Genomic DNA, 25,496 nt, shown 5'->3' with positions numbered 1-25,496 from the left:
TCAGAGCCCGATCACCGGCGGCACCGCCTTGGGAAGATCCCCGATGAGCGCCGCGTCCGGGTCTTGCTCGACCAGGTAGTCGGCGGTTTCGTGGACGAGGTCTTCTTCCCCTTCGCCCTTCTGCCCGTGGCCCATCGCGCCCATGCCTCCCGGTGCGCCCGCGCGCCCGTTGGCTCCCGCTGCCGCGCCACCTCGTGCGAGGCTCTCGGCGTTGGGCCCGACGCCGGTTCCCGCTCCTCGGCCGACGTTGTTGCCCGCGTTTCCGCCGCCGTTGCCGTTGCCGTTGCTGAGGCTGCCCGCGTTGCCGCCGCCGGTTCCCGGGAGCCCAGGGGAGTAGAAGCTGTTGCCGCCACTGGGGTTTCCGGTGCTGTTGTTGAACGACCAGGAGCTGGGGTTGCTGGTGTTGGTGGGGTTGCCAGTGCTGGTCAAATCCGGCGGAACGTAACCGGACGTCCGAGTGTCGTCCGGCAGATTCGCAGGCGGCACGTGCCGCCCCGACTCCGGCGGATTGCCGGGAGGCGGGGTGTAGCGCCCCGGATCCCACCGATGGGTCTCCGAGGGAGGCAACGTCCCCGGCGGACCGGTGCGATCGCTGGTGTGGTCGCGGTGGGTGGTGCTGCCGGTGTTGTCGCCGGTGCTGGTGGTGTGGCCGGTGTTGCCGGTATTGCCGCTGACGTAGCCGCCCTCGGAGTAGGTGCCGCCGGGCCCGCCCGGGGTGTAGTGCGCGGGCAGGTGAGCGGTCCCGGTGCCGCCGGGCTGGGTGATGGTGAAGTCACCGCCCGCGGAGGGGAGAGCGAGCTGCCCGTATTGCGACGGGTCTGCCCAGCGGGCGGAGTTTTCCGTGGACTCCCCGTGATACGCCTGGTAACTGTTGACGACCTCTTGCGCCTTCTTCTCCCACGCCTCGATTTCGTCGGCCCGGTTGGACATGAACGACAAGGGAGTGTCGCTGACCCAGTCGTCCGCCGGCTTGTCTCCGAGATCGCCGACGGACTCGATTTTGCTGCGCAGCCCGTCGAAGGAACCGCCCTGGCCGGAGTAGAGCGCCTGGGCCTGTGCGAGGTGCTGGCCACTGGTCTGGGACGCCTGGACCAGCGGCCCGGCCCCGACGTAGGCCCGGCCGGCGGCGTCGCCCTTCCAGTACTCGTCCATCGCGCTCTGAAGCTGCCGCATCTCGTTGGCGATGTCCTCGTGCTGCGCGGAGAGCGCCGCGGACTGGTCGGAACCGTGGAACATGCCGCCGGAACCCTTGCCCGATTTGACCAGGCGAACGATTTCCTGCGGGGTGAGGTTGGCCATCAAGCACCTGCCTTGATAGTGGTGACGGCAGCGGCGGCGGTTTTCGTCGCCAGCGCGCACGGGTCGTCGTAGCCGGGGAAAGATTTGTCGAGCATCACGGAGGCGGTGAAGGTTTCGTCGTCTTTGATCCCGACCGCGATCTGGCAGCCGCCGCGCTTGCGGTCGTCGGTGGTGCCCGCGAAGACGGCGGGATAGCCGTTGACGTCTGGAGCGACCTCGAAGTAGCCGGATTTGCTGTCGCTGTTGGCGTAGGCGCCGGCCAGGCCGCCCTGTCCGGGGAGCAACCCGAGGCCGACGCTGTTGTCCCGGTCGTCGTACCAGGTGCACAGGGGTGCGACGAGGCCCTGCCCTTGCCGGTGGCGGACGGCGTTGATGACTTCGGTCGCCTGGGCTTGGCTGAGCAGGGAGCAGGGGTTCTGCTCGTATTTGGTGGCGTTGAGCGGGTTGTTCACCTTGGGCACGCTGCGCGTCGCGCTCGTCGGCGAAGCCGACTCGGGCGTCGCTGCGACCGAGGTCCCCGGAGTCGAGGAACAGGCAGTCAAGGAGAGCAGAAGGAGACTCCCGGCTGCGGCGAAGGCGACCGGTTTCGCTGACTCAGGCCCGGTGGCCACGGAGCTGTCGGCGTCGCGAACGCGGATGACGTCCAGCACAATGCGGTTTGCCATCAGGCCCCCGCCTTGATCGTGGTGAGAGCAGCCGCAGCTGTTTTCACCGCAAGCGAGCACGGGTCGTTGTAGAGCGGTGAGGTCGTCCGGAGCGCGACCGAGCTCGTGAAGGCCTCGTCGTCTTTGATTCCGACGGCGATTTGGCAGCCGCCGCGTTTCCGGTCGTCGGTGGTGCCCGCGAAGACGGCCGGGTAGCCGTTGACGTCGGGGGCGGGTTCGAAGTATCCGGATTCGCTGTCGCTGTTGGTGTAGGCGCCGGCGAGGCCGCCCTGTCCGGGGAGCAGTCCGAGGCCCACCCGATTGTTGTCGGCGTCGTACCAGCTGCAGATAGGAGCGACGACGCCTTGGCCTTGGCGGTTGCGGACGGCCTTGATGACCTCGGTCGCCTGGGCTTGGCTGAGCAGGGAGCAGGGGTTCTGCTCGTATTTGGTGGCGTCGAGCGGGTTGTTCACCTTGGGCACGCTGCGCGTGGTGCTCGTCGGTGCCGGCGACGACGCGGCTGTCGCCGGAACCGGATTGCCTGGGTTCGAGGAGCAGGCGGTGACGGCGAGCAGGACGAGGCCGCCGGTCGCGGCGAGGGCGAAAGGCTTCACCGGTTCATCCTTGCTTGCGCAGGCTGGCGGTATTGGCGTGGTCCTGGTTCTCGTACTTGGCGATGGCGTCTTTCAGCTTGTCCGCGTAACCCTGTGCGTAGGCCCGCTGTTGCTGAAGGCTGGCCACATATGCGTCAGCATGACCGTCGGCGGCCTTCTTCTGCATCGTGCTGGCCGGATCGTCGGCAGGTGGGGGCACGATTTTCAACTGCCCGCCCGCTTGCGCCATGTTGTCGAGCTTGTCCGCGATTTCCTGCCACTTGGGCTGCAAGGCCTTCATCGCGTCGATGTCCATGTTGAACCCGCCACCAGCCGCGGCGGCGTTCACCTTGGCGTCCTCCGCCGCGCGCTGCTGGTAGACCCGCACGCCGTTGGAGTTCATCGCTTCGCCGAACTGCTTGTCCTGGCGGTCGCGTTTGGCCTGCTCTTCGGGGTCGACGTACCCGGCGCGCCCGTCCACCGGCTGGCTCGACTGCCCATTGCCCACGATGACGCTCCCCCTCGCTCCCGGCGGCTCTTGCGACTGCCGATGCTGTGACTGAGCTTAATCGGTCGAGGTTCCGCGTGCGGACAAAATCCCCCAAGCCGGGCAGGTGTCCCAAGCTCGCCTGGGGGATTGCCTTAGCTGCGTTGAGCGCGAACCAGGGAAAACCAAGACCGACACTGCTTAGTCACGGAACGTATTCTTCCAACCCCCCGAAAACCCACCCGCCCGCTCCCCAGTCCCCATCGGACCAGCGCTATCCTGGGAAATCGTGCTGGTATTGGCGATCGACACGGCTACTCCGGCGGTGACGGCGGGCATCGTTGCCGTCGACGAGGCTGGGCTCGTGACCCGGGCGGATCGCGTCACGGTGGATCCTCGGGCGCACGGCGAGTTGATCGCCCCGCACGCGTTGGCTGCTGCGGAGGCGGCGGGCGTCACGCTTCGCGAGCTTGACGCGATCGTGTGCGGCGTCGGGCCGGGTCCCTTCACTGGACTGCGGGCTGGCATGGCCACGGCGGCTGCGTACGCGCACGCGCTCGGCATTCCGGCGTACCCGGTGTGCAGTCTCGACGCGATCGCGGCGGACGTCGTACGCACGGAGAAGCCGTTTCTCGTCTTCACGGACGCGCGGCGTCGCGAGGTCTACTGGGCTGCGTACGACGCTTCGGGCGTGCGTACGGACGGTCCCCACGTACAGCGGCCCGCGGACATCGAGACTGACATTCGCGTTGCGGCAGGCGACGGTGCCTTGCAGTACGCGGCGGCGGTGGGCGTGGTGCCGATCGAGCCGCGGTTTCCGTCGCCGGCTGGGTTGGTGCGCGTTGCGCGTACGGCGCTTCTCGAGCGCGCGGAGCCGGAGCCGTTGACGCCGTTGTACTTGCGTCGTCCGGACGCTGTCGAGCCCACGGCTCGCAAGAGGGTGACGGCGCTGTGAAGCTCGACCAGTTGCGCCGCGCTGACGTCGTGAGGTGTGCGGAGATCGAAAAAATCCTCTTTCCCGGCGACGACCCGTGGAGTGCGCGCGCCTTCCATTCCGAGCTCGACCAGGGGCATTACTACCTGGCCGCGCGGTCGGACGACGGGAAGACGCTGCTTGGGTACGCGGGGCTCGCGGTGGTCGGGCGCCGCGGAGACTACGAAGCGAGCGTCCACACGATCGGCGTGGTGCCGGAGGCGCAAGGGCAGGGCATCGGCAAGGCGCTGCTTCGTGCGTTGCTGGCGCGCGCGGACGAGCTGCACGCGGCTGTGTTCCTTGAGGTGCGTACGGACAACGACCCCGCCGTGAAGCTGTACGAAGCGCACGGTTTCCAGAAACTCGGCATCCGGAAGCGTTACTACCAGCCCTCCGGCGCTGACGCGTTCACCATGGCCCGCCCCGCGCAGGCCCCGGCACGAGACGAGGTGGCCGGCTGATGGCGCGCGTCATCATGGGCATCGAAAGCTCCTGCGACGAGACCGGCGTCGGCCTCGTCCGGCTGCACGAAGACGGCACGGTCGAACTCCTCGCCGACGAGGTCGCGTCCAGTGTGGACCAGCACGCTCGCTTCGGCGGGGTCGTGCCCGAGGTCGCCAGCCGCGCGCATCTCGAAGCGATGGTGCCGACCGCCGAACGCGCGTTCGCCACGGCCGGGCTGAAACTGTCTGATGTGGACGCGATCGCGGTGACGGCCGGGCCGGGTCTCGCGGGTGCGTTGCTGGTGGGCGTTTCGGCGGCGAAGGCGTATGCGACCGCGCTGGATGTGCCGCTGTACGGCGTGAATCACCTTGCCGGGCACATCGCGGTGGACACGTTGCAGCACGGCCCGTTGCCGACGCCGGTGTTGGCGTTGCTGGTTTCCGGCGGGCACACGCAACTGTTGCGAGTGGACGACATCGCGTCGGCCATCACCGAGCTTGGGTCCACTGTGGACGACGCGGCGGGCGAGGCGTACGACAAGGTCGCGCGCGTGCTGGAGCTTCCGTACCCGGGCGGGCCGCCGATCGACAAGGCGGCCAAGCAGGGCAACCCGAAGGCGATCGCGTTCCCGCGCGGGATGACTGGTCCGCGTGACGCGAAGTTCGACTTTTCCTTCTCTGGCTTGAAAACCGCGGTGGCGCGCTGGGTGGAGACCGCCGAGCGCGCTGGCGACACGGTGCCGGTGAACGACGTCGCGGCGTCTTTTCAGGAAGCAGTCGCGGACGTGCTTACCGCGAAGGCGATCCGCGCCGCGCGCGAACAGAACATCGGAACGCTGGTGATTTCCGGTGGCGTGGCAGCGAATTCGCGGCTTTCGGAGCTGGCGGCGGAACGGTGCGCGGAGGCGGGGATCGAACTGCGCGTGCCGCGGCCCCGCTTGTGCACGGACAATGGCGCGATGATCGCGGCATTGGGGGCGCACGTGGTGGCGGCGGGCCGGCCCGTGGCGCCGCTGGACTTCTCGGCGAACCCGGGACTTCCGGTCAACGTTGTGTCCCTTTAGGACTCACCAGAGCGGCGGACGCCTCGGAAACCCCTAGCAGGGCCTCGATCGCCAAAACAGACTGAGCGGCCGCGGAACCGTTTCCGTACGGATTCGCTGCCGCCGCAGCGCTGATCTCGCCGCGAAGAAGGCGCGCGGCAGTGTTGGTGATCAGCTCCGTGTCGGTGCCGACCAGCCAAGCACAACCGGCTTCGACGGCCTCCGGGCGTTCCGTAGTGTCGCGCAGCACCAGCACCGGCGTGCCGAACGTCGGCGCTTCCTCTTGAATACCACCGGAATCCGTCAGCACGAGCGACGCCAACCGCAGCGCACGCACGAGGTCGGGGTACTCCAACGGCTCGGTCACCGTCACTCGCGGGACCCCGCCCAGCACTTCCTCAACCTGTTGCCGCACAGCCGGATTCGGGTGCACCGGGAAGAGCACCTGGACGCGCGGATGGGCCTCGACGATCTGGCGCACGGCGGTCAGCGTGCGCGTCAACGGCTCGCCCCACGACTCGCGGCGATGCGACGTCACCAGCACCAGCTGTTCGCCCGCTTCGGCGATTCCCATCTCCAGCAAGGCAAGCGCCGGATCGCGAGCGGGCAAGTCCCGCGCGGCCACCGCCAGCACGGCGTCCACGACTGTGTTGCCAGTACGCGTGATTCGCTCCGCCGGTACGCCTTCGGCCAGCAACGCCGCGCCAGCAGCCGCCGTCGGGACCAAGTGCAGCGCTGCGATCCGCGAGATCATCTGGCGCGTTCCCTCCTCAGGGAACGGCGCCGCCAGATCGTGCGTACGCAGTCCGGCTTCGAGGTGCACCACTGGAATGCCGAGCCAGAACGCGGCGAGCGCGCCGGCCAGCCCGGTGGTGGTGTCGCCCTGCACGACGACCGCGGACGGCTGGTACCGCCGTAGTGCGGCGTCGAGCGCGGGCAGCAGGCCGGACACCAGTTCCGCCTGGGTGCCGGACACCCGCGGCGGCACGTCGAGCCACGCGTCGATCTCGACCTCGAACGGGGCCAGCGCCTGTTCGACCATGCCCTGGTGCTGACCGCTGTGCACGACGAGCGGCCGCAACCCGGGCCGGGCGTCCAGGGCCAGCGCGAGCGGCGCGAGCTTCACCGCTTCCGGCCGCGTGCCGGCCAGCAGCATCACGTCCAACGTTTTCACCCTTCGAGTGTCCCGGAAATCCGGGCTGCCGGCGGGTTCGCGCCGGCAGCCCGGATTCTTCAGCCGTCCAGGCGGGCGAACCGCCGATTCCGGCGGCGGACGGCGATCAGCGCGGCGATCCCGAGGAGCACCAGCGCCACGCCGACCGCGACCCACCAGCCGACGTCGGCGCCGGTGGCGGCGAGGGTGCCCACCCCACCACCGGCGACGCCGACCCCGGCGCCAGGCATCTTGTACATCGGTCCATCACCTCACCAGGGTCAGGCGGCCGAACGACGGCGGGTGAAGCGCAGGCCGACCGGCACCGCGATCGCGGCGACCACGCCGAAGCCGATCCACATGCCGGCACCCGAGGCGAGCGGCATCGGCGGAGCGGCCGGGCCGCAGGTCGCCGAGGAGAGGATCACGTCGCCCGAGCCGAGCGCGCCCAGCGCGTCGCCGCCGAGCAGCTTCAGGTGCAGCGCGTTGACAGTGAGGCTGCCGTCGCTGTTCTTGATCTGCTCGTTCAGGATCAGCGTCGCCACGTGCAGCGGGCCGACCTGGACCTTCAGTGCGGTGTTCGGGGCCGGGTTGGCGTCGACGGCACCGAGGCTGCCGAGGCTCGCGCCGACCAGCGTGGTGCTGCCCTTGACGCCTTCCTGGGTGGCGGTGCAGACGGCCTCGACCGCCTTCGCGCCGACGTCGCCCACAGCGGCCTTGAGCAGCGGCAGCCCGACGTCGGCGACGGACGCCTTCGAGGTGACCGCGCCGGAGTTGTCGTCGCGCACTGCGGACGTGGTGATCACGCCGGTGGTGAGCACGCCGGGAACGTTCGCGGAGACCGCGGTGTTTTCCGTCGGGCCGCCTGTGTTCGCGGCCGCGAGCGGGCCGAGGTGCACCGCGGGCTGGCCGAGCAGCGTCACGTTGACGTCGACGCCGTAGGCCGACCCGTCGCCGGGAGCGGCGCTGGCCGGAGCAGCTCCGGCCAGGGCGATGCTCGCCACGACAACGGCGAGCATTCCGCCTCGTCGCACGAGGTGTCTCTTCACTGGTCCTCCGATTTTTCTCAGGGCGAGCCGCTGCACGGACGAATCCCGCTGAGCAAGAGTCGGCACGCGGATCGGTTATCGGCGGAGGTTTCCGGAATTGCACAGTTTTTTCGCCAGATCACCACATCGGGTGATACGGAATCCGCATTTCCCCAGGTTGCGTGAAGCATCACCCGAACGGAGTAGCAAGCATAGGTAAGAATATGCCGAAAGGTGCTCGGGCGTCCCCGGAACGGGGCTGCCCGACGAAGGGCGGACGCCGGCACGGACACGACCGTGGCAGGGCCCGCCCCGGTGCCGCTGGGTTTCTTCTCGAGAGGGTCGTCGTGACAGCAGTCAACGCGCCGGTGTCAGGCGCATCCCGGTTTCCGCTGCTCATCGCGGTGTCCGGGGTGCTCGCCGCGGGGGTGGTGCTGGTGCTCGTGGAACGCGGGTACCGCGAACTGGAGGTGCGGCTGGCCGGGGCCATCCTCCAGGTTTTCACCTCATCGGGGGTCTATGTGGCCGGAAACCGCGAATCGGTCTACTTCGGGTTGTCTGGCGACACTCCATTCGGGTTGCGGATGACTCCGGAATGCTCGTCGGTTTTCCTTCTTCTACCCTTGATATTAGTGACCGCCGCACTTCTGTGGTTCCGGCCGAGGAATGCCCGCCGGCTCTTTTTCTCGCTGGGGATTGCCGCGATCGCGGTGATTCTGGTTAATCAGTTACGGATTTTCACCATCGTCGGGCTGGTCAACGGGCTCGGCACCGACGAGGGCTACTACTGGGGCCACACCCTGCTCGGCTCGCTGGTCAGCGTCATCGGCGGCGCGATCTCGCTGGTGCTGTTCGTCTGGCTGGCGACCCGGAAGACGAAGGCCGAGAAGCGGGCCGCGGCGTGAGCGACTCCGGTCTGAAGATCCTGCTGTCGGTCACGCAGGCGTTCGCGCTCACCATGAGCGTCGCGTTCCTCGTGTACGTCGTGGTGATCGTCGTGCCGTACCTGCGCCGCAAGCCCGCGCCCGTCGGCGATCCGGACGACTTCTCCTGGCACTTCTTCGTCCCCTGCCGCGACGAGGAAGTGGTCATCCGCGAGACGGTGAAGTACCTGCGCGGCACCTTCCGCCGCGCGCACGTCTGGGTCGTGGACGACGACTCCGACGACCGCACCGCCCGCGTCGTGCGCTCGGTGTGGCGGCGCAACGGCGGTTACGACCCGAACCTGCACCTGGTCGCCCGGCAGCGTCCGGAAGCACGCACGGGCAAGGGGGACGCGCTCAACGCCGCCTACCGCGAACTGGACGACTGGCTCGGCCCGGACGCGGATCGCGACCGGGTAGTGGTCGTGGTCGTCGACGCGGACGGCCGTCCAGCGGCCAACTGTCTCGAAGTCTGCGCGGCGGACCACCTGTTCGGCGACGAAACCGTCGGCGCCGTCCAGCTCGACGTCCGGATGAGCAACGCCCGCAGCCGCCCGCCCGGCCGCACGTGGTTCTCCCGCGCCTTCGGGCTGAAGCTCGCCCAGTTGCAGGACTTGGAGTTCCGTACCGCGATCGCGGCGATCCAGACGTCGCGCGGCTTCACCGGCACGATCTCCATGGGCGGCAACGGACAGTTCACCCGGCTGTCCGCATTGGACTCGATCGCCGGCGAGGAACTGGCCCCGTGGCGCGGTTCGCTGCTGGAGGACTTCGAACTCGGCGTGCATCTGCTCACCGCGGGCTGGCGCACCGGGTTCACGCCGGATTCCTATGTGGCGCAAGAAGGTCTGTACAGCCTGCGGCGATTCCTGGTGCAGCGCACGCGCTGGGGGCAGGGGACCATGCAGTGCATGCGGTACCTGCGCCGGATCTGGGACTCGCCGCATGTGTCCACTTTGGGCGCCGCGGAGATGATGTATTACCTGGCGCAGCCGTGGATGCAGCTGCTTGGTTCGCTGCTGTACCCAGTGCCGTTCATCATGCTTCTGGTGACTACCGCCGGCCATCCTGGTCAGGTGTGGACGTGGTTCACCAACGGTGCCTGGATTCTGTTCGCGATCTACGGTTCGTTCGGGCTCCTGCCGTTCGTCGTCTGGGGACCGATCTACCAGATGAAATGCTTGCGCAGCAAGAACATCTTCCGCGGGCTGGGCATGGGCCTGCTGTACGCGGCCTACATCTACACCTTCTACATCACGTCCTGGCGCGCGCTGTTCCGGCTGGTGCGCGGTCGTAACGGCTGGGCCAAGACCCGGCGTAATACGGAGGCTAGCGCGGGCGTGAAAGTGGCGCTGGACGCGTGAATGCCCGGGCCGCGTGCGTGCGGCCCGGGCATTCGGAAAGGTTGATCAGGACGCCGGTTCGAGGTCCACGTCGTCGCGGCTGACGTACGCGACGCGGTGGCCGAGCTGGATTTCCACGTACTTCGCCTTGCCCTTCACGACCTTGTTGGTCGCGACGTCGAAGGACGCCGAGTAGTACTCCGAGCCGGTCAGCCCGCCGACCGAGTACTTCTGGCCCGCGCCGAGCTGATACGGCAGCGGCTTGAGTTCCTGCACCGGAATGTCCTTCGGGTACGCCCCGGCCTCCGGGTACGCGCTGCCGTAGACCGGCACGGCCGCCTTGCCTTCCTTGGGCGTCGCGACGAATCCGCCGGCCGGATACGCGGTGGGCGCGTCGCCCGGGTTGCGGAACCAGCCCTTCTGGCCCAGGTACCAGATCGCGGTCCAGTCGTCCTTGGTGTCCGCGACGGCGTACTTCTGGCCGGTGGCCGCGCGGCTGCCGATGTCCGCGACGTCCATTGTGGACGGATTGGGCCCGTGCATGCCCACATCGGACAGCAGCGGCGCGGACTCGCTCGGCTCGGTGTGCAGCACGACCGAGCCCGAAGCCCGCTCCGGGCAAGGGTTTCCGGACCCGATCTTGTCGCAGCCGGTGAACACCGGACGGTTGGCGGAGAACTCCGGCGCGATCATCACCAGGCCGGAATCCGGCGCGCCGTCGTGCTCCAGCGGGGCGCCGAGCAGGTCGAAGTAGTGCGCCCAGTCCCAGTACGGACCCGGGTCCCAGTGCATGCTCTTGATCTTGTCCGCGTTCGGGCCGGGCACGTTGTCGTGGCCGAGGATGTGCGCCCGGTCCAGCGGAACGCCGAAGCGGTGGGCGAGGTAGCGCACGAGCTTGGCGGACTGGCGGTACATCGCCTCGGTGAACCAGGTGCCCTGCGCGGCGAAGCCCTCGTGCTCGACGCCAAGGGACTTCGCGTTGAGATACCAGTTCCCGGCGTGCCAGCCGACGTCCTTGGTCGGCACGTGCTGGGCGATCTGGCCGTCCGACGAGCGCACCGTGTAGTGCCACGCGGTCTGGCCCGGGGTCTGGGCCTGCTTGAGCACCGAGTCCCAGGTGCCCTCGGTGTCGTGGATGACGATGTAGTCGATCTTCTGGTCGCGCGGCCGGTCGGCCTGGTCGTAGTTGCCGTAGCTGTCGCCGATCTTCTGGAACGGCGCGGGCACCGATTCGCAGGACAACGACCGCGGGCACTCCGTGGCCGGCGGCTTTCCGGCACGCAGGCCGAGGCGGTCCGCCTGGGTCCGGTCCGGGGTGACGCCGGAAGCTGCGGCGAGTTTGACGGCCTGGCCGTCGTCGGTCGTACGCGCGACGCCGCTGTTGATGGTGGCGAAGACTTCGTCGGCGAAGGTGCGGGCGCCGGTGACGTCCTCGGAGCCGCTGTAGCGCGCGACGGCTCCGTACCAGTCCTTCGCGTTGTCGCTCTGGACGCCCAGCTCTCGCTGGTACTCGGCCAGCAGCGCCGCACCGCCGCGAATGTTCGCTTCGGCGTCCGTACGCAGCTTCGCGGCGTCGGTGTGCAGCAGTTCGGCGGCCTTGTCGATGGTCTGACTGCCGGGCGGGGGAGCCGGGGCTTCGAGCGGTCGCAGGCGCAGGGTCGGGCGAGAGTCGTCGCCGCGGGGGTCTTCGTCGGGATTGTCGAATTCGCTGGTGCGCAGGCCGGCGGTGCGCACGTCGGTGAGGTGCATCGGGCCGTACCCGGCGGCGGTGCTGGGCGCGCCGGAATGAGTGTCCCAGCGGGATTCCAGGTACGAGACGGCCAGCAGCACGTCCGCCGGGACGCCGAATTCGGCGGCGGCGTCGGCGAAGGCGCGCTGCCGGGCCTCGTTGGCGGGCTGCGCGGAGGCGGGCACGGTGACCGCGATCGCGGCCAATGCCAGCAGCCCGGTGGTGGCAGCGGCCAGCCGCCACGGGAGTGAGCGGGGCATAGGAGGACTCCAGGAGTGAGATGCCTGTCTGTGCGGATCCAACCAGGTGTCGCCGGGAATCGGGGATGGTTTTCCGCCGGATGGGGCCGAACGGACACGCGGCGGCGCCCGGGCGGCGCGGCGCCTGGTGGAAGGGCTCGCGCGCACCCTGGAACAAAGTGGCCGGTCAGCGGCTTCCGGCTCAGGATTCACCAGGTCCGGCGGACCCTCCTTGCGAAGCTGGCACTCACGTGGCTAGAGTGCTAATCGAACGGCCCGGACACGCCCCGGCACCCGCGACGGCGGGGGTGGTATGAGCCGTAACCAGTCATCATGCCGACGCTTTCGACGACCGTGGAGGTCAACCCGGTGAGCGTGAACATCAAGCCGCTCGAGGACAAGATCGTTGTCCAGACGAGCGAGGCCGAGGAGACGACCGCTTCCGGCCTCGTCATCCCCGACACCGCCAAGGAGAAGCCCCAGGAGGGCAAGGTTCTGGCCGTGGGCCCGGGCCGCATCGACGACAAGGGCAACCGCGTTCCGCTGGACGTGGCTGTCGGCGACGTCGTCATCTACTCCAAGTACGGCGGCACCGAGGTCAAGTACAACGGCGAGGACTACCTGATCCTCTCCGCCCGCGACGTGCTGGCCGTCATCAACTGACGCGTCACTCGCAGCGCAAGGACGCCCCGGGCCCCGCTCATGCCGGGGTGCGGGGCGTTTTGCGTCGCACGACAACCGAAAGGTAAGCGGAAAGCGTTATGCCCAAGCAGATCAGTTTCGACGAGGACGCTCGTCGCGCGCTCGAGCGCGGGGTGAACAAGCTCGCCGACGCGGTCAAGGTGACCCTCGGCCCGCGCGGTCGCCACGTCGTCCTCGACAAGAAGTTCGGCGGACCGACGATCACCCTCGACGGCGTCACCGTCGCCCGCGAGGTCGAACTCGACGACCCGTTCGAGAACCTCGGCGCGCAGCTCGCGAAGAGCGTCGCCACCAAGACCAACGACGTCGCCGGCGACGGAACCACCACCGCCACGGTGCTGGCCCAGTCGCTGGTCAAGCACGGCCTGCGCAACGTCGCCGCCGGCGCCAACCCGACCGCGGTCGGCAAGGGCATCGAGGCGGCCGCGGAGAAGGTCGTCGAGGTCCTCAAGGCCAAGGCCACCCCGGTCAAGGGCCGCGACAACATCGCCCAGGTGGGCACCGTCACCTCGCGGGACGCGGCGATCGGCGCGCTGCTCGGCGAGGCCGTCGAGCGCGTGGGCGAGGACGGCGTGATCACCATCGAGGAGTCGTCGACGCTGGCGACCGACCTCGTGATCACCGAGGGCGTCCAGTTCGACAAGGGCTTCCTGTCGGCGCACTTCGCGACCAACCCGGAGGACCAGAAGGCGATCCTCGAGGACGCCTACGTCCTGCTGCACCGCGAGAAGATCTCGGCGCTGGCCGACCTGCTCCCGGTGCTGGAGAAGGTCGTCGAGGCGAAGAAGCCGCTGCTCATCATCGCCGAGGACGTCGACGGCGAGGCGCTGTCCACCCTCGTGGTGAACTCGCTGCGCAAGACGATCACCGCGGTCGCGGTCAAGGCCCCGTTCTTCGGCGACCGCCGCAAGGCGTTCCTGGACGACCTCGCCGTCGTCACCGGCGGCGAGGTCATCTCCGCGGAGATCGGCCGCAAGCTGTCCGAGGTCGACCTCGGCTCGCTGGGCAAGGCCCGCCGGGTCGTCGTCACCAAGGACGACACGACGATCGTCGACGGCGCGGGCACCAAGGACGCCATCGCCGCGCGGACCGCGCAGATCCGCAAGGAGATCGAGACCACCGACTCCGACTGGGACCGCGAAAAGCTGCAGGAGCGGCTCGCGAAGCTCGGCGGCGGCGTGGCCGTGATCAAGGTCGGCGCGGCCACCGAGACCGAGCTGAACGAGCGCAAGCACCGCATCGAGGACGCCGTGGCTTCGACCAAGGCGGCCGTCGAAGAGGGCATCCTGCCCGGCGGCGGTTCGGCGCTGGTGCACGCGGTCAAGGAGCTGGACGGCGACCTCGGCCTGACCGGCGACGAGGCCACCGGCGTGCGCATCGTCCGCGACGCGCTCACCGCGCCGCTGTTCTGGATCGCGACGAACGCGGGCTACGAGGGCGCGGTCATCGTGAACAAGGTCCAGGAACAGGGCTGGGGCCAGGGCTTCAACGCCGCCACGGGCGAGCTGACCGACCTGATCGCGGGCGGCATCGTCGACCCGGTGAAGGTCACCCGCTCGGCCGTCGCGAACGCGGCGTCCATCGCCCGGCTGGTGCTGACCACGGAAAGCTCCGTGGTCGAGAAGCCGGCCGAGGAAGAGCCGGAGGCCGCTGGCCACGGGCACGCGCACTGACGCTGGGTTGTTTTTGACGGGGCGGCACTCCTTGGGGGTGCCGCCCCGTTGCGTTGGCTTCGTTTGGTGTTGGTCCCGTTTGGCGTCGTCGATCGGCCAGATCGCCACCTCGGGAGCGGAGGCAGTCACCTGGACCGCCGTGCTCCTGGTGCAGTTCCCGTAGGGGCTGGTCAAGGCGGGCCCCGATTTACGCTATGCCGTAGAGTTTTCGCGACTCGCTAGCGGCTGCGCAGACGCACCTCGCTTCGGCCCCGCACGGTTGCCATCCACAACTCCGTGACGCTGTGGACAAGTGCGGTCGAGGACCGGATTCCGGGGACCAGGGCCGATAGACTGGGACCGGGGGGCCCCAAGCGGAAGGTCGGGGCTGGTCAGGCGGTGAACCCGCCGTCCACCGTGATCGACGTTCCCGTCAGGTACCGCCCGTCCGGGCCGGCCAGGTAAGCCACCGCCGCCGCGATGTCTGACGGATTTCCATAGTGCCCCAACGCGATGTGTGCCAACTGATCGCCGGAGTGCGGGCCGTCCGCGGGGTTCATTTCGGTGTCCGTCGAGCCTGGGTGGACTACCATCGCCGTGATTCCGCGCGGTCCCAGGTCGCGCGCCAAGCCCTTCGTCATCCCGACCAGTGCCGACTTGCTCGCCGAGTACAGGCTCAAACCGACGAACGGCGAACGCTCGGCCAAGTCGCTGCCGATCGACACGATCCGGCCGCCGGGAGGCATGTGCCGCACCGCGGCCCGGGCTGCCACCAGTGGTGCCTTGACGTGGATCGCCAGCGTGCGGTCGATCGTTTCCGTGGTCAGTTCGTCGACCGGCGCCGACGGGAAGATTCCGGCGTTGTTCACCAGCACGTCCAGCCCGCCGAGTTCGGCCGCGGTCTGGTCGACCGCGCTGGTCACCGCGTCCGCGTCCGCGACGTCCGCCTGCAGGGCGAGACCTCGCCTGCCCAGTTTTTCGATGGCCGCGACCACGTCCGCCGCCCGGTCCGCGGCGCGTTCGTAGGTGATCGCGACGTCCGCGCCGTCCTCGGCCAGCCGGAGTGCGATCGCCGCGCCGATCCCGCGGCTTCCGCCGGTGACCAGCGCGACCTTGCCGTCCAGGGTTCCCATGCCCCACCTCTTTCTGTAGTGATGACTAAATAAATAGCCGCGTACGATGGGCTGGGTCAAGACTTCTGTATCGCTCACTAAAGAAGGTGGTCCATGTCACCCCGCGGCCGCCCGCGCGCGTTCGACCGCGAGCACGCGCTCACTCAGGCCATGTTCGTGTTCTGGGAGCGCGGTTACGAGGGAGCGTCGCTGGCGGAGCTGACCGAGGCGATGGGGATCAAGCCGCCGAGTCTGTACGCGGCCTTCGGGGACAAGGAAGCACTGTTCCGCGAAGCGATCGAGCACTACCAATCCGTGTACGGCCAGCACACGATGCGCGCGCTGACCGAAGAGCCGACAGCGCGCGCGGCGGTCGAAGCGATGCTTCGCAACAACGCTTGCGCGTACGTGGAACCTGGGCACCCCAAGGGATGCATGGTGGTTCTCGCGGCCACCAACTGCACGCCCGCCAATGCGTCCGTGTGGAAGTTCCTGGCCGCTTCGCGCGACGAAGTGCGTCACCAGATTCGCGCGCGCCTTCGCCGCGGAGTGGAAGAAGGCGACCTCGCGGCCACTGTGGACATTGACGCGCTCGGTGCGCTGTACGCGACTGTCTTTTATGGACTGACCCTGCAAGCGCGCGACGGCGTCGACCTCGACTCGCTGATGACCGTCATCGACCTCGCGCTCGCGCTGTGGCCCGAAAACGGCGGAGGGGCGGCGTCCACAGTGGACACCGCCCCTTCCGCGCCGGGATTGAAGCCAGTCGTGCGATAAGTCAGAGGTGCGCCATGGTCAGCGCGCGTTTGTCCTGTTTGATGATGTGGTCTCGTTCCGATTCGGACAGTCCGCCCCAGATGCCGTAGGGCTCGTGCACGGCGAGCGCGTGCTTGCGGCACATCTCCAGCACCGGGCACGACAGGCAGATCGCCTTGGCCCTGGCCTCGCGCCGCGCCCTCGCCGGTCCCCGCTCTCCGTCCGGGTGGAAGAAGGATCCGCTGTCCATCCCCCGGCACGACCCCTCCAGCTGCCAGTCCCACATGTCTGCGTTGGGGCCGGGGAGCCTGCGCGTGTCTGCCATCCTGACCGCCTCCGTCATCCGGTCGATGCCATTAGCTGCTCTGCTGTGGTGCCGATACTCCATTCGGTGCAACGGCGGTAACGTTAGAAGCGCGCCAATAGTTGTTCAATAGATCGGCGGCGATTCAGCCGTTAGGCATCCCCCAGATGTGTGAGCAGGGCTTTTGGCTCGGGTTGCCGGGAGTCCGGGCGGGCTGGATATTGACCGGGTGGGATCCGGATCAGGCGATGGAGAACCCACCCTGCCGGTGGCCTCGGTCGCCCGCCGGCTCGGTGTCGCGCCGTCCACCCTGCGTACTTGGGACCGTCGCTACGGTCTCGGCCCCAGTCGGCACACCGACGGCAGGCATCGCCGCTACGGCAGCTCCGACATCGGCCGTCTCGAACTTATGCAGCGCGCGCTCCTTCGCGGCGCTTCGACAGCGGAGGCCGCGCAGTACGCGTTAGAGCAGATGCCGCGCGCGGATTTCGTGCCAGCGCCCGCCGAGCCTGTTGAAGCGACGCAGACGAAGGCGGCGACTGATGACGTCGAAGTCCCTTCGCGGCTCGCGCGTCGCCTTAGTACTGCTGCGTTGGCCATGGACGTCGGCGCGGTGCAGCGAATGCTTGTCGACGCCATCAGCGAGCTAGGCGTGCTTCAGGCGTGGTCGGGTGTGATCGACCCCGTTCTCACCGCGCTCGGCGCGCGGTGGCGAGGCGTGCACGCTGGCGCGGAAGTGGAGTACCTGCTAGCTGAGTGCGTGTACGCGGCTTTAGTGCGCGCGACGCCAGTCCTCGACGAGCCTCGGAACCAACGACCGGTCCTTCTCGCGTGCGTGCCGGACGAACGGGACAACATGCCGGTGTACGCGCTCGCGGCCGCTCTCGCCGGGCGAAGGATCGGCGCGCAGCTCTTCGGCATTGCGCTGCCTCAAGAAGTGCTGGCGGTAGCGGTCCGGCGAAGCGCGCCCGCGGCAGTGGTGTTGTGGGCGAATCGGGCGGAGGCGGACCCACGCCTTTTCGCGCGCGTGTCCCGCGGCCGGCAGCGGACCCGGCTGTTCGCCTGCGGCCCCGGCTGGGATCCGGCGCTGCTGCCGCCGAAGGTTGAGCTGCTGCCGGATCTTTCCGCCGCGGCCGACCGCGTGGAGCACGTTCTTGTCGGTGCTCCGCGCTAGAAAGGTCGGGTGGACGAAGAAGCGCTGACGGCCCTCGCGTTCGGCCCGGACGCCGGGTCGCCGGATCCGATCCCTCGCGACGGCTCGCCAAGGCAACGCCTCCTGGCGGCGATCGTGCTGGGCGCACGCGGCCGGTACGCGGCGGCCGCGGAGTTGCTCGCCCCGCTCCGGCGAGACCGCGACCCGCTGACGGCTTCACTGGCGGCGAGCACGCTGGCATCGCATCGGCGGCAGCTGGGGGCTCACGTCGCGGCACGGAAGCTGGACGGGGAGGCACTGCTGGCGGTCGGGCTGCGCGGGGAGGGAGGGCGAAGTGCCGCGACGATTGGCGGCCGTTCGAGAACGGCTAGCGGCGGCTCGGGAAGGGCTGGCGGCGGTTCGGGAACGGCTAGCGGCGGCTCGGGAGGCGCAGGTGGTGGTTCGGGAACGGCTGGCGGCAGCTTGGGATCGGCTGGCGGCGGCTCGGGAACGGCGCGCTCGGGCTCGCTTGGCGTTGGCTTGAGTTCGGCAGGCGCGAGAACGAGTTCGGTGGCGGCGGCCGGTGTGGGCGAGCGTGGTGCTGGCGCGGAAGCGGGATCCGCAGGCACCGCATCGGCGTCGTCCGCACCAGGGTCCACTGAGACAGCCGTCCGTACCAACGCACCGGCCACCCCGAGCCAAAGCAGCCTCGTCACGTCCGCCGAAGACCCGTACGGGCTGGACCTCCCAGGTGCCCGCGCCGATGCTCTCCTCGGCTTGGCCGCCGACAACCTCGCCCTCGGCCGCCTCTCCGCCGCTCGCCGTCTCGCCATCCGGGCCGCGCAGGCTGACCGGCGCTGGCGGGCGACCATCCGCGGCGGCTGGGTGGGCGCTGAGATCGAACTCGCCGCCGGGCAGCCCGAAGCCGCCGTCGCTCCGGCTCGGCTGGCCTATGAGACCGCCGTCGGTCGTCACGCTCGGCGACACATCGTGAAGTCCGGCATCGTCCTCGGTGTCGCCCTGCTCGCCGCCGGACAGGATGGCGCGCGGGAACTCGTCCTCGCAGCTGCCGCCGACGCCGAAAAATATGAACTCGACTCACTTAATTGGGTGGCCGCTCGCGTAGCCGCGGACCTGGACCCCGACCGGGCTGAGGAGTATCGATTCAGGAGCCGTCAGGTGTTGCACGCAGTGTTACGGCACACCGATCCTTGTGTGATGCGCATCGCACACGAATCGCCGTGGGTGCCCGTCGGACCCGGGTAGGCCTGCGGGAACGGGCGTTCCGGCATCCGGGCTAAGAAACTTCAAAAAAAGCCACCGGATCGTGTCAAGGTTCGGGCTAAAGCGTCCGATAGGGGAAGTGGAATGTCACCCGGCTGCAGGAAGGAAACCCCGTGACGACGGTCTTGATCTGCGACGACCGACGCAGTGTCCGCGAAGGGCTCACCCGTGTGATGTCCGCGGTGCCTGGGGTCAGTCGCATCGACTGCGTAGCGCACGGTGACGAGCTGCTGGCCCGGTACACCCGTCAGCCGGTCGACGTCGTGCTGGTCGGAACGCAACGTGCGGTCCCGACGGGCGTCGAGGCCACCCGCCGGCTCGTCTCCGCGAACCCCCAGGCGAACGTCATCGTGTTCGGAGCCCCGGACGACGCGGGCAGCATCGCGGCCGCCATCGCCGGCGGCGCGCGCGGCTACCTGCGCTGGGACGCTTCGCGGCCCGAACTGGTCGCCGCGCTCGCGCACACCCTGGCCAGCACCTCGGTGCCCGCGCCGCGGCAGCCGTCCGACCCGGGCGTGCAGCTCACCGAGCGCGAACTGCAGGTGCTTCGCGGCATGAGCCAGGGCAAGAGCAACGGCCAGATCGGCCGCGAGCTGTACCTCTCCGAGGACACGGTCAAGACGCACGCGCGGCGGCTGTTCCGCAAGCTCGGCGTCCGCGACCGCGCCCAGGCCGTGGCGCACGGCTTCCGCCGCGGTCTCGTGTCCTGACCGAGGCCGGGCAAGCCAATACGGGACTTCCGATCCGGTTCCCGCGGTGACGAACGGGCCAGGGCTGACAGCCCTGGCCCGTACCTGTTGTCCTGGCCTCTGCTCCCGTGCCCGCCCGCGTCCCCACCGCGTGACGGCACTGCCCCAGTCCGTCTGCCTGCGACAATCGCCGCCCGGCCGCGCCCGGCGCGCCGGTCACCACCTCTGGCGGTTGTCTGGTAGGACTCCGACGGTACGGTAGCTGTGACCGGCGCAGGACGGGGACGACCACGCGCCGGATTCTTTGCACGCCTACACGTAACGCTGGGACTGTTGTCTGCGATGGCCACTGTGGGGGATGGACTGGACGAGCCGGTCGCCGCCGCTGTCGAGGGAGACCCTCAGGCAGTCGAGCGGTTGCTGGCCGCCATTCGTCCCCTTGTGGTGCGGTATTGCCGCGCCAGAGTAGGCAGGCAGGAGCGTTCGTTCGCTTCGGCAGACGACGTTGCGCAGGAGGTGTGTCTCGCGGTGCTTACGGCCTTGCCTTCGTACCGTGACCAGGGCCGCCCCTTTCTGGCGTTCGTCTACGGAATCGCCCAGCACAAGGTGGCCGACGCGCACCGCGCCGCGGCCCGCAACCGGGCGGAGCCGGTCGCCGAGATCCCGGACGAGATCGAGGGCGGCGTCGGCCCGGAGCAGCGTGCTCTGCAGGGTGAGCTGAACGAGCGGATGGCGCAGTTGCTGCAGGTGCTGCCGGACAAACAGCGGGAAATCGTCGTTCTGCGGGTCGTGGTCGGGCTGTCGGCGGAGGAGACGGCGGAAGCCGTCGGTTCCACGCCGGGCGCCGTCCGCGTCGCCCAGCACCGGGCGCTCGCCCGGCTGCGCAAGGTGCTTGCCGCCGAGGAGGTGATCTGAGTGACCGATCGCGAAGACCGGGACAGAGACCTGTCACCTTCCGCCCAGGCCGGCGGCCTGACCGGGTACGAAGCGGAAGCCGACGGCGACCTTACGGCCATCCAGGCCGACGACGCACTGCTCGACGCGCTCGGCGGGACCGATCCGGCTGTCGCCGACGGGCTCGGTGACCAGGAACTGAACGCGCTGCTGCTCGCGTGGCGCCGCGACATCGACAGCGAGCCGCTCGCCGAGCTGGTCGACGTCGACACCGCGGTCACCACGGTGAAGACCGCCACGCTGGCGCGCAAATACCAAAGCCGCGGCCGCCGTCGCCGCTATCTCGTGCCGGTGGCCGCCGCGTGCGCCGCCGCCGCCATCGCCTTCACCGGCACCGGCCTCGCCGCGCGCGACGCCCAGCCCGGCGACACGCTCTGGGGCCTCACGAAGGTCCTCTACGCCGACCACGCCCGCTCCGTCGAGGCCGCCGCCGCGGCGAAGCTCGACCTGGAGAAGGCGAACCTGGCGCTGGCCGACAACCGGCTCGCGGACGCCCGGCGCGCGCTCGCCGACGCGCAGGCCGCGCTCAACCAGGTCACCGACGCGGACAACCGCAACCAGCTCCTGCAGCAGCACCGCGAACTGGCCGCTCAGCTCGGTCAGCCGACGGCTCCGCCCACCGGGCAGACCCCGTCGTCGCCGCCCGTCGTTCCGCCCGCGCACGACCCGGTCAGCAGCGCCGCGCAGCCGCCCGGCCAGTCGACGTCGCTGCCGGGCACCGGCGGCGGGCACACCAATCCGCCGCCGGTCACCTCGGTCACGCCGCTGCCGCCGGTCACGTCCACTCCGAGTTCGCCGCCGCCGTCGCCGAGCGCCACCCCGAACGATCCGGGCACGGGCAGCAGCCCGCGCAACGAATCGTCGCAAGGGGCGCAGACCCCGAACGGCACCAGCGGCTCCTAGCTTTTCCGAAGGTCCCGGCACGCACCGTGCCGGGACCTTTTTCGTACCGACGGGGGAGGCACGATGCTGGTTTTCGGAGAGCCCTTCGAGACCTCGCACGGGACGGTCCTGATCACCGTCACCCGGCAAGGCCGTCGAGGCGGGCCGGGGCGTGCGATCGGGCTTTACTCGATCACCGAGGACGGCGTGACCTGGACGCCCGCGGTCGACCAGGGCCGGATCGCGTTGATCGGCGTGTGCACCGGTTTCGTGGCCGCCGCCTTGGCGACGCTGGCCGTGGTGCACCGTCCGCCTTGGCCGAACCTGTCCGAGCGGGCGCTGATCGCCCAGGCGGAGAGCGCGAAGCACCGCCGCTGACCACGGTTGTCCACAAGTCGACTTCCCTGTGGACAACCCTTGTGGACAACGTGCCCGCACACGAAGAAGACCCTGGTGGCCAAGCTCACCAGGGTCGTCCTTGCTGAGGCGAAACGCTCAGTACGCGCTTTCGTTCGCGGTGACCCCGTCCGCGAAACCGCGGCAGTAGTCCCAGCTCACGTAGTCGGTCGGGTTCGGGTCGAACGCCGGCTCGTGCGGGCGCATCCGGCCGTCGGACAGCAGCTGCTCCAGGCTCGCGCGCAGCAGCGTCCAGTCGTGGTAGTGGGGTTCGTCGCACTCGCCGCAGTCGACCACGATGCCGCGAACCCCGCGAGGCTCCAGCAAAGCCTGGTAGACGGCGAGGTCGGACAGGTCGGCCAGCAGCTCGGTGCGCTCGTCCGCGCTGATCGGCTCTTCGAGGTGGTCGTCGGGGTCGGGGATGGCCCGGGCCGGATCGTCCGGGTCGTCCGCGAACGGATCGGGGGGCAACACATCGTGCGGCACGGCCTGCACGCTACCCGCCGGGCCACCCGCCCGGGCCAGGGCCCCGGGCCGGATATCATGAGGGGAAGGCCCGAGGCCCCTCGGCCCACGCCCGGCACCGCTGCCCGCGACTCCAGCCCACTCCCGCCAGGAAGGCCCTTCGCCCCTCATGACCAGCGAAAGCATCACCTCCGCAGTGCCCAGCAAGTTCGCGATGCTCGGCTTGACCTTCGACGACGTGCTGCTGCTGCCCGCGGAATCGGACGTGGTGCCCAGCGCGGTGGACACGAGCACGCAGCTCACCCGCAACATCAAGCTCAACATTCCGCTGGTCTCCGCCGCGATGGACACGGTCACCGAGGCGCGGATGGCGATCGCCATGGCCCGCCAGGGCGGGATCGGCGTGCTCCAGCGCAACCTGCCGATCGACGAGCAGGCGGCGGCGGTCGAGGTGGTGAAGCGGTCCGAGGCGGGCATGGTCACCGACCCGGTCACCTGTTCCCCGGACGACACGCTCGCCGAGGTCGACGCGCTGTGCGCGCGGTTCCGGATCTCCGGCGTCCCGGTCACCGACGCCTCCGGCGCGCTCGTGGGCATCATCACCAACCGCGACATGCGGTTCGAGGTCGACCACACCCGCCTGGTGAGCGAGGTCATGACGAAGCCGCCGCTGGTGACCGCTCAGGTGGGCGTCACCGCGGAGGCCGCGCTGGGGTTGCTGCGCAGGCACAAGATCGAGAAGCTGCCGATCGTCGACGGCGCGGGCAAGCTGCGCGGCCTGATCACGGTCAAGGACTTCGTGAAGACCGAGCAGTACCCGCGGGCTTCGAAGGACCCGGACGGCAGGCTCATCGTCGGCGCGGCGGTCGGTGTGGGCCCGGACGGGCACAAGCGCGCGATGGCGCTGGCCGAGGCAGGCGTGGACGTGCTGATGGTCGACACCGCGCACGGCCACTCGCGTGCGGTCGTGGAGACCGTGCGGCTGCTGAAGAAGGAACTGGGCGACACCGTCGACATCGTGGGCGGCAACGTCGCCACGCGGGCTGGCGCGCAGGCGCTGGTGGACGCGGGCGTGGACGGCGTGAAGGTCGGCGTCGGCCCGGGCTCGATCTGCACCACGCGGATCGTCGCGGGCGTGGGCGTGCCGCAGATCTCCGCGATCTACGAGGCGGACCAGGCGTGCCGTCCGGCGGGCGTCCCGGTGATCGGCGACGGCGGCATCCAGTACTCCGGCGACATCGCGAAGGCCATCGCCGCGGGCGCGTCCTCGGTCATGCTCGGCAGCCTGCTCGCCGGCACCGCCGAATCGCCGGGCGACCTGATCCTGGTGAACGGCAAGCAGTTCAAGGTCTACCGCGGCATGGGCTCGCTGGGCGCCATGCAGTCGCGCGGCGAGGCGAAGTCGTACTCCAAGGACCGCTACGCCCAGGACGACGTGCTCAACGAGGACAAGCTGGTGCCGGAGGGCATCGAGGGCCGGATCCCGTTCCGCGGCCCGCTGTCGAACGTCGTGCACCAGCTCGTCGGCGGCCTGCGCGCGGGCATGGGCTACGCGGGCGCTGAGACGATCGCCGCGATGCAGGAGGCGCAGCTGGTCCGGATCACCGCGGCCGGGCTGAAGGAAAGCCACCCGCACGACATCACCATGACGGTCGAGGCTCCGAACTACACGACCCGCTGATCGACCCTGTTCGCCCGCTCCGCCTTGCCGCCACACTGGATCCCCAGGTGACGGCGAGGGGAGCGGGCGAATGCGGTTTTCCCGGAGGTTCGTGCTGACGGCGGCTATCACCCAGCTCGAGGGCACGAACCAGCACGCGAACGGCGACCTCGAACAGATCCGCACCGACTACAAGCACCTGTTCGCTCAGGAATCCGTGCTGCGCACCGATTCCACCGCGCGCGTCTCGTTCTGAGCGCGGTTCCACCCGAGCAGCAGCAACGGCGTCGCCAGCATCAGCGCGCCCGCCAATCCGAGCGCACCACGCGTGCCCAGCCACGTCGCCACCAAACCCCACAACAGGGTCAGCCCGGCAGTGCTGGCGCTGCCGCTGATCCGCCACGCGGACAACATTCGGCTCACGTAGCCGTCTTCGGTTTCTTCGAGGCGGTACGTCGCGAGGACCGTGTTGTACGCCGCCGCGCAGACGATCAGGCCGAACTCCACCGCCATCACCCAGAACAGCCCGCCGATCCCCGGCGGCACGAACGCCAGCAGCACGACCCAGCACGCCCGGGCCGCGGCGAGGACCGGCAGCAACCGCACCCGGCCGTAACGCGGCACCAGCCGCCGGGCGAGCCGGGAGCCGGCCAGTCCGCCGAGGCACGGGACGCCGAACGCGAGCCCGTACTGCCAGACCGGCAGGCCGAGTTCGCCGAGCAGCAGCACCGCGAGCACCGGGGAGGTGGCCATGATCAGGCCGTTGACCAGGCAGGTGTTGAGGAACAGCCGCCGCAGCCGCGGGTGCCGGAAGAGGTATCGCCAGCCTTCGACCAGGTCGGCGGGGCGGAACGCGGCGGGGCGGGCGGGTTTGGGTTCGCGGGTGCGGATGGTCGAGAGCGAGAGGGCGGACAGGAGGTAGCTGATCGCGTCCAGGAGCACCGTGGCCAGCGGGCCGAAAAACCCGATCGCCGCGCCGCCCGCCGGCGGACCGAGCGCGGTCGCGGTCCACAGCGTCGTCTCGAACCGGCCGTTCGCGGTCAGCAGGTCTGGACCAGTCGCCAGTGCTTTCAGATACGCGCCGCTCGCCGAGGTGAACGCGATGTTCGCCGCGGCCACGACCACCGATACCGCCACGAGCTGGGCGAACGTCAGCAGGTCGAGCAGATACGCGGGCAGCAGCGTGAGCAGGGCGGCGAACCGGAGGAGGTCCATCGCGATCAGCACCGGCCGTTTCCGCCGGAATTCCACCCACGGGCCGAGCGGCAACGCGGCCAGCGAGCCCGCCGCCAGCCCGGCTCCGGCCAGCAGCGACACCTGCGCGGCGCTGCTGTGCAGCACCCGGACCGCGATGATCGAGAAGGCGTCGAGCGCGAAGTAAGTGCCCGCGATGCTGACCGCATAAGCCAGCCACAGCCGGTGAAAGTCCTTGCCCAGCGCCAAATCCGCCCCTTCGTTCAGCCGGGCAGCCAACCATCCGCCCGCGCCGGTGGCAAACAACCGCGCGCACAACCGGTGGTTGTCGCCACCGCTACGGTCCCCCGCGCGCAGGTCACCCGCGCCGACTCGCGACAATGGACCGCGAAGGCGGCAGGCGCGAGAAGGGACATC

At 69.4% G+C, this 25,496-nt stretch carries 28 protein-coding genes; 16 read left to right on the top strand and 12 right to left on the bottom strand.

Features of this window, described 5'->3' with window-relative positions; genetic code table 11:
- The 4 genes from F9C12_RS19930 to F9C12_RS19915 are packed head-to-tail and all read right to left on the bottom strand — an operon-like array spanning position 1 to position 3,044.
- Complete coding sequence (locus F9C12_RS19930) at positions 1 to 1,299, bottom strand: hypothetical protein (protein ID WP_409466871.1); 1,299 nt, start codon at positions 1,297 to 1,299, stop codon at positions 1 to 3.
- The gene (locus tag F9C12_RS19925) at positions 1,299 to 1,964 is read right to left on the bottom strand and encodes a DUF3558 domain-containing protein (protein WP_409466870.1); all 666 of its coding nucleotides are present in this window, start codon (positions 1,962 to 1,964) and stop codon (positions 1,299 to 1,301) included. Before F9C12_RS19925 ends, F9C12_RS19930 begins: the two co-directional genes overlap by 1 nt.
- Entirely contained in the window at positions 1,964 to 2,557 is a 594-nt protein-coding gene (locus F9C12_RS19920; protein WP_409466869.1) for a DUF3558 domain-containing protein, read from the bottom strand. Before F9C12_RS19920 ends, F9C12_RS19925 begins: the two co-directional genes overlap by 1 nt.
- Before the next feature lie 4 nt (positions 2,558 to 2,561).
- Positions 2,562 to 3,044, bottom strand: coding sequence for a PE domain-containing protein (locus tag F9C12_RS19915; RefSeq protein WP_409466868.1), 483 nt, complete (start codon positions 3,042 to 3,044; stop codon positions 2,562 to 2,564).
- 268 nt (positions 3,045 to 3,312) lie between these two features.
- On the opposite strand from F9C12_RS19915, the gene tsaB reads away from it, so the two are divergent.
- The 3 genes from tsaB to tsaD are packed head-to-tail and all read left to right on the top strand — an operon-like array spanning position 3,313 to position 5,503.
- Entirely contained in the window at positions 3,313 to 3,978 is a 666-nt protein-coding gene (gene tsaB, locus F9C12_RS19910) for a tRNA (adenosine(37)-N6)-threonylcarbamoyltransferase complex dimerization subunit type 1 TsaB (protein ID WP_409466867.1), read from the top strand.
- Entirely contained in the window at positions 3,975 to 4,457 is a 483-nt protein-coding gene (rimI, locus tag F9C12_RS19905; protein WP_409183442.1) for a ribosomal protein S18-alanine N-acetyltransferase, read from the top strand. The genes tsaB and rimI overlap by 4 nt, the downstream gene beginning before the upstream one ends.
- Entirely contained in the window at positions 4,457 to 5,503 is a 1,047-nt protein-coding gene (gene tsaD / locus F9C12_RS19900; RefSeq protein WP_409466866.1) for a tRNA (adenosine(37)-N6)-threonylcarbamoyltransferase complex transferase subunit TsaD, read from the top strand. The genes rimI and tsaD overlap by 1 nt, the downstream gene beginning before the upstream one ends.
- Here tsaD and wecB read toward each other — a convergent pair.
- The 3 genes from wecB to F9C12_RS19885 form a co-directional block, all read right to left on the bottom strand.
- Positions 5,484 to 6,647 (bottom strand): non-hydrolyzing UDP-N-acetylglucosamine 2-epimerase, encoded by a 1,164-nt coding sequence (gene wecB, locus F9C12_RS19895; protein ID WP_409467035.1) that lies wholly within the window; start codon positions 6,645 to 6,647, stop codon positions 5,484 to 5,486. The two genes, tsaD and wecB, sit on opposite strands and share 20 nt — an antisense overlap.
- A 68-nt stretch (positions 6,648 to 6,715) precedes the next feature.
- Positions 6,716 to 6,895: an LPXTG cell wall anchor domain-containing protein gene (locus F9C12_RS19890; protein WP_409183440.1), complete on the bottom strand. Its 180-nt coding sequence runs from the start codon at positions 6,893 to 6,895 to the stop codon at positions 6,716 to 6,718.
- 21 nt (positions 6,896 to 6,916) lie between these two features.
- Positions 6,917 to 7,669: a choice-of-anchor P family protein gene (locus F9C12_RS19885; RefSeq protein WP_409183439.1), complete on the bottom strand. Its 753-nt coding sequence runs from the start codon at positions 7,667 to 7,669 to the stop codon at positions 6,917 to 6,919.
- 362 nt (positions 7,670 to 8,031) lie between these two features.
- On the opposite strand from F9C12_RS19885, the gene xrtP reads away from it, so the two are divergent.
- Positions 8,032 to 8,568, top strand: a complete 537-nt coding sequence (gene xrtP, locus F9C12_RS19880; protein ID WP_409466865.1) for an exosortase P — start codon at positions 8,032 to 8,034, stop codon at positions 8,566 to 8,568.
- A 53-nt stretch (positions 8,569 to 8,621) separates the two neighbouring features.
- Entirely contained in the window at positions 8,622 to 9,950 is a 1,329-nt protein-coding gene (locus F9C12_RS19875; RefSeq protein WP_409186799.1) for a glycosyltransferase family 2 protein, read from the top strand.
- A gap of 45 nt (positions 9,951 to 9,995) precedes the next feature.
- On the opposite strand, the gene F9C12_RS19870 is transcribed toward F9C12_RS19875, so the two are convergent.
- Complete coding sequence (locus tag F9C12_RS19870) at positions 9,996 to 11,918, bottom strand: N-acetylmuramoyl-L-alanine amidase (RefSeq protein ID WP_409466864.1); 1,923 nt, start codon at positions 11,916 to 11,918, stop codon at positions 9,996 to 9,998.
- Positions 11,919 to 12,230: 312 nt separating this feature from the next.
- Between F9C12_RS19870 and groES the strand changes: the two genes are divergently transcribed.
- Positions 12,231 to 12,560, top strand: a complete 330-nt coding sequence (gene groES, locus F9C12_RS19865; protein WP_020662728.1) for a co-chaperone GroES — start codon at positions 12,231 to 12,233, stop codon at positions 12,558 to 12,560.
- Positions 12,561 to 12,658: 98 nt separating this feature from the next.
- Positions 12,659 to 14,272, top strand: coding sequence for a chaperonin GroEL (groL, locus tag F9C12_RS19860; RefSeq protein WP_409183437.1), 1,614 nt, complete (start codon positions 12,659 to 12,661; stop codon positions 14,270 to 14,272).
- Positions 14,273 to 14,643: 371 nt separating this feature from the next.
- Here groL and F9C12_RS19855 read toward each other — a convergent pair whose 3' ends face one another.
- Positions 14,644 to 15,384, bottom strand: a complete 741-nt coding sequence (locus tag F9C12_RS19855) for an SDR family NAD(P)-dependent oxidoreductase (protein ID WP_409466863.1) — start codon at positions 15,382 to 15,384, stop codon at positions 14,644 to 14,646.
- A 93-nt stretch (positions 15,385 to 15,477) separates the two neighbouring features.
- On the opposite strand from F9C12_RS19855, the gene F9C12_RS19850 reads away from it, so the two are divergent.
- A complete protein-coding gene (locus F9C12_RS19850; protein ID WP_409466862.1) occupies positions 15,478 to 16,140 on the top strand; it encodes a TetR/AcrR family transcriptional regulator in 663 nt (220 codons plus the stop codon).
- A 1-nt stretch (position 16,141) separates the two neighbouring features.
- On the opposite strand, the gene F9C12_RS19845 is transcribed toward F9C12_RS19850, so the two are convergent.
- The gene (locus tag F9C12_RS19845) at positions 16,142 to 16,444 is read right to left on the bottom strand and encodes a WhiB family transcriptional regulator (RefSeq protein WP_037368697.1); all 303 of its coding nucleotides are present in this window, start codon (positions 16,442 to 16,444) and stop codon (positions 16,142 to 16,144) included.
- A 247-nt stretch (positions 16,445 to 16,691) separates the two neighbouring features.
- On the opposite strand from F9C12_RS19845, the gene F9C12_RS19840 reads away from it, so the two are divergent.
- The 6 genes from F9C12_RS19840 (at position 16,692) to F9C12_RS19815 (ending at position 21,742) form a co-directional block, all read left to right on the top strand.
- On the top strand, positions 16,692 to 17,597 hold the full coding sequence (locus F9C12_RS19840) for a MerR family transcriptional regulator (protein WP_409183434.1): 906 nt from the start codon (positions 16,692 to 16,694) through the stop codon (positions 17,595 to 17,597).
- A 9-nt stretch (positions 17,598 to 17,606) separates the two neighbouring features.
- Positions 17,607 to 18,821: a hypothetical protein gene (locus F9C12_RS19835; RefSeq protein WP_409466861.1), complete on the top strand. Its 1,215-nt coding sequence runs from the start codon at positions 17,607 to 17,609 to the stop codon at positions 18,819 to 18,821.
- Between the two features lie 131 nt (positions 18,822 to 18,952).
- A complete protein-coding gene (locus F9C12_RS19830) occupies positions 18,953 to 19,549 on the top strand; it encodes a response regulator transcription factor (protein WP_020662719.1) in 597 nt (198 codons plus the stop codon).
- 321 nt (positions 19,550 to 19,870) lie between these two features.
- Positions 19,871 to 20,443, top strand: a complete 573-nt coding sequence (locus tag F9C12_RS19825) for a sigma-70 family RNA polymerase sigma factor (RefSeq protein ID WP_009072423.1) — start codon at positions 19,871 to 19,873, stop codon at positions 20,441 to 20,443.
- Positions 20,444 to 21,385 (top strand): anti-sigma-D factor RsdA, encoded by a 942-nt coding sequence (locus F9C12_RS19820; RefSeq protein ID WP_409183432.1) that lies wholly within the window; start codon positions 20,444 to 20,446, stop codon positions 21,383 to 21,385.
- Positions 21,386 to 21,448: 63 nt separating this feature from the next.
- The gene (locus F9C12_RS19815; RefSeq protein WP_409466860.1) at positions 21,449 to 21,742 is read left to right on the top strand and encodes a hypothetical protein; all 294 of its coding nucleotides are present in this window, start codon (positions 21,449 to 21,451) and stop codon (positions 21,740 to 21,742) included.
- A 117-nt stretch (positions 21,743 to 21,859) separates the two neighbouring features.
- Here the strand turns inward: F9C12_RS19815 and F9C12_RS19810 are convergent, their stop codons facing one another.
- A complete protein-coding gene (locus F9C12_RS19810; RefSeq protein WP_009072430.1) occupies positions 21,860 to 22,255 on the bottom strand; it encodes a DUF5319 domain-containing protein in 396 nt (131 codons plus the stop codon).
- A 139-nt stretch (positions 22,256 to 22,394) separates the two neighbouring features.
- On the opposite strand from F9C12_RS19810, the gene guaB reads away from it, so the two are divergent.
- Both guaB and F9C12_RS19800 read left to right on the top strand, forming a co-directional pair.
- Positions 22,395 to 23,906: an IMP dehydrogenase gene (gene guaB, locus F9C12_RS19805; protein WP_409183430.1), complete on the top strand. Its 1,512-nt coding sequence runs from the start codon at positions 22,395 to 22,397 to the stop codon at positions 23,904 to 23,906.
- 70 nt (positions 23,907 to 23,976) lie between these two features.
- Complete coding sequence (locus F9C12_RS19800) at positions 23,977 to 24,141, top strand: DUF3574 domain-containing protein (RefSeq protein WP_409466859.1); 165 nt, start codon at positions 23,977 to 23,979, stop codon at positions 24,139 to 24,141.
- Here F9C12_RS19800 and F9C12_RS19795 read toward each other — a convergent pair.
- Positions 24,093 to 25,358, bottom strand: a complete 1,266-nt coding sequence (locus tag F9C12_RS19795) for an MFS transporter (RefSeq protein ID WP_409183428.1) — start codon at positions 25,356 to 25,358, stop codon at positions 24,093 to 24,095. The two genes, F9C12_RS19800 and F9C12_RS19795, sit on opposite strands and share 49 nt — an antisense overlap.
- Positions 25,359 to 25,496: the final 138 nt, after the last annotated feature.

It is taken from the genome of Amycolatopsis sp. GA6-003 (assembly GCF_046267895.1).
In the GTDB taxonomy this organism is placed as follows: Bacteria; Actinomycetota; Actinomycetes; order Mycobacteriales; family Pseudonocardiaceae; genus Amycolatopsis.
The sequence above is the reverse complement of the archived record's forward strand: the minus strand, read 5'-3'. Positions and strand labels throughout refer to the sequence as shown.

Excerpts from the sequence above, each read along its gene's own strand:
- F9C12_RS19815 (WP_409466860.1), top strand. The coding sequence starts at position 21,449 with ATGCTGGTTTTCGGAGAGCCCTTCGAGACCTCGCACGGGACGGTCCTG.
- F9C12_RS19930 (WP_409466871.1), bottom strand. The coding sequence starts at position 1,299 with ATGGCCAACCTCACCCCGCAGGAAATCGTTCGCCTGGTCAAATCGGGC.
- guaB (WP_409183430.1), top strand. The coding sequence starts at position 22,395 with ATGACCAGCGAAAGCATCACCTCCGCAGTGCCCAGCAAGTTCGCGATG.
- F9C12_RS19800 (WP_409466859.1), top strand. The coding sequence starts at position 23,977 with ATGCGGTTTTCCCGGAGGTTCGTGCTGACGGCGGCTATCACCCAGCTC.
- F9C12_RS19825 (WP_009072423.1), top strand. The coding sequence starts at position 19,871 with ATGGCCACTGTGGGGGATGGACTGGACGAGCCGGTCGCCGCCGCTGTC.
- F9C12_RS19925 (WP_409466870.1), bottom strand. The coding sequence starts at position 1,964 with ATGGCAAACCGCATTGTGCTGGACGTCATCCGCGTTCGCGACGCCGAC.
- groL (WP_409183437.1), top strand. The coding sequence starts at position 12,659 with ATGCCCAAGCAGATCAGTTTCGACGAGGACGCTCGTCGCGCGCTCGAG.
- F9C12_RS19855 (WP_409466863.1), bottom strand. The coding sequence starts at position 15,384 with ATGGGAACCCTGGACGGCAAGGTCGCGCTGGTCACCGGCGGAAGCCGC.
- F9C12_RS19850 (WP_409466862.1), top strand. The coding sequence starts at position 15,478 with ATGTCACCCCGCGGCCGCCCGCGCGCGTTCGACCGCGAGCACGCGCTC.
- F9C12_RS19845 (WP_037368697.1), bottom strand. The coding sequence starts at position 16,444 with ATGGCAGACACGCGCAGGCTCCCCGGCCCCAACGCAGACATGTGGGAC.
- F9C12_RS19875 (WP_409186799.1), top strand. The coding sequence starts at position 8,622 with ATGAGCGTCGCGTTCCTCGTGTACGTCGTGGTGATCGTCGTGCCGTAC.
- tsaD (WP_409466866.1), top strand. The coding sequence starts at position 4,457 with ATGGCGCGCGTCATCATGGGCATCGAAAGCTCCTGCGACGAGACCGGC.
- F9C12_RS19870 (WP_409466864.1), bottom strand. The coding sequence starts at position 11,918 with ATGCCCCGCTCACTCCCGTGGCGGCTGGCCGCTGCCACCACCGGGCTG.
- F9C12_RS19890 (WP_409183440.1), bottom strand. The coding sequence starts at position 6,895 with ATGTACAAGATGCCTGGCGCCGGGGTCGGCGTCGCCGGTGGTGGGGTG.
- groES (WP_020662728.1), top strand. The coding sequence starts at position 12,231 with ATGCCGACGCTTTCGACGACCGTGGAGGTCAACCCGGTGAGCGTGAAC.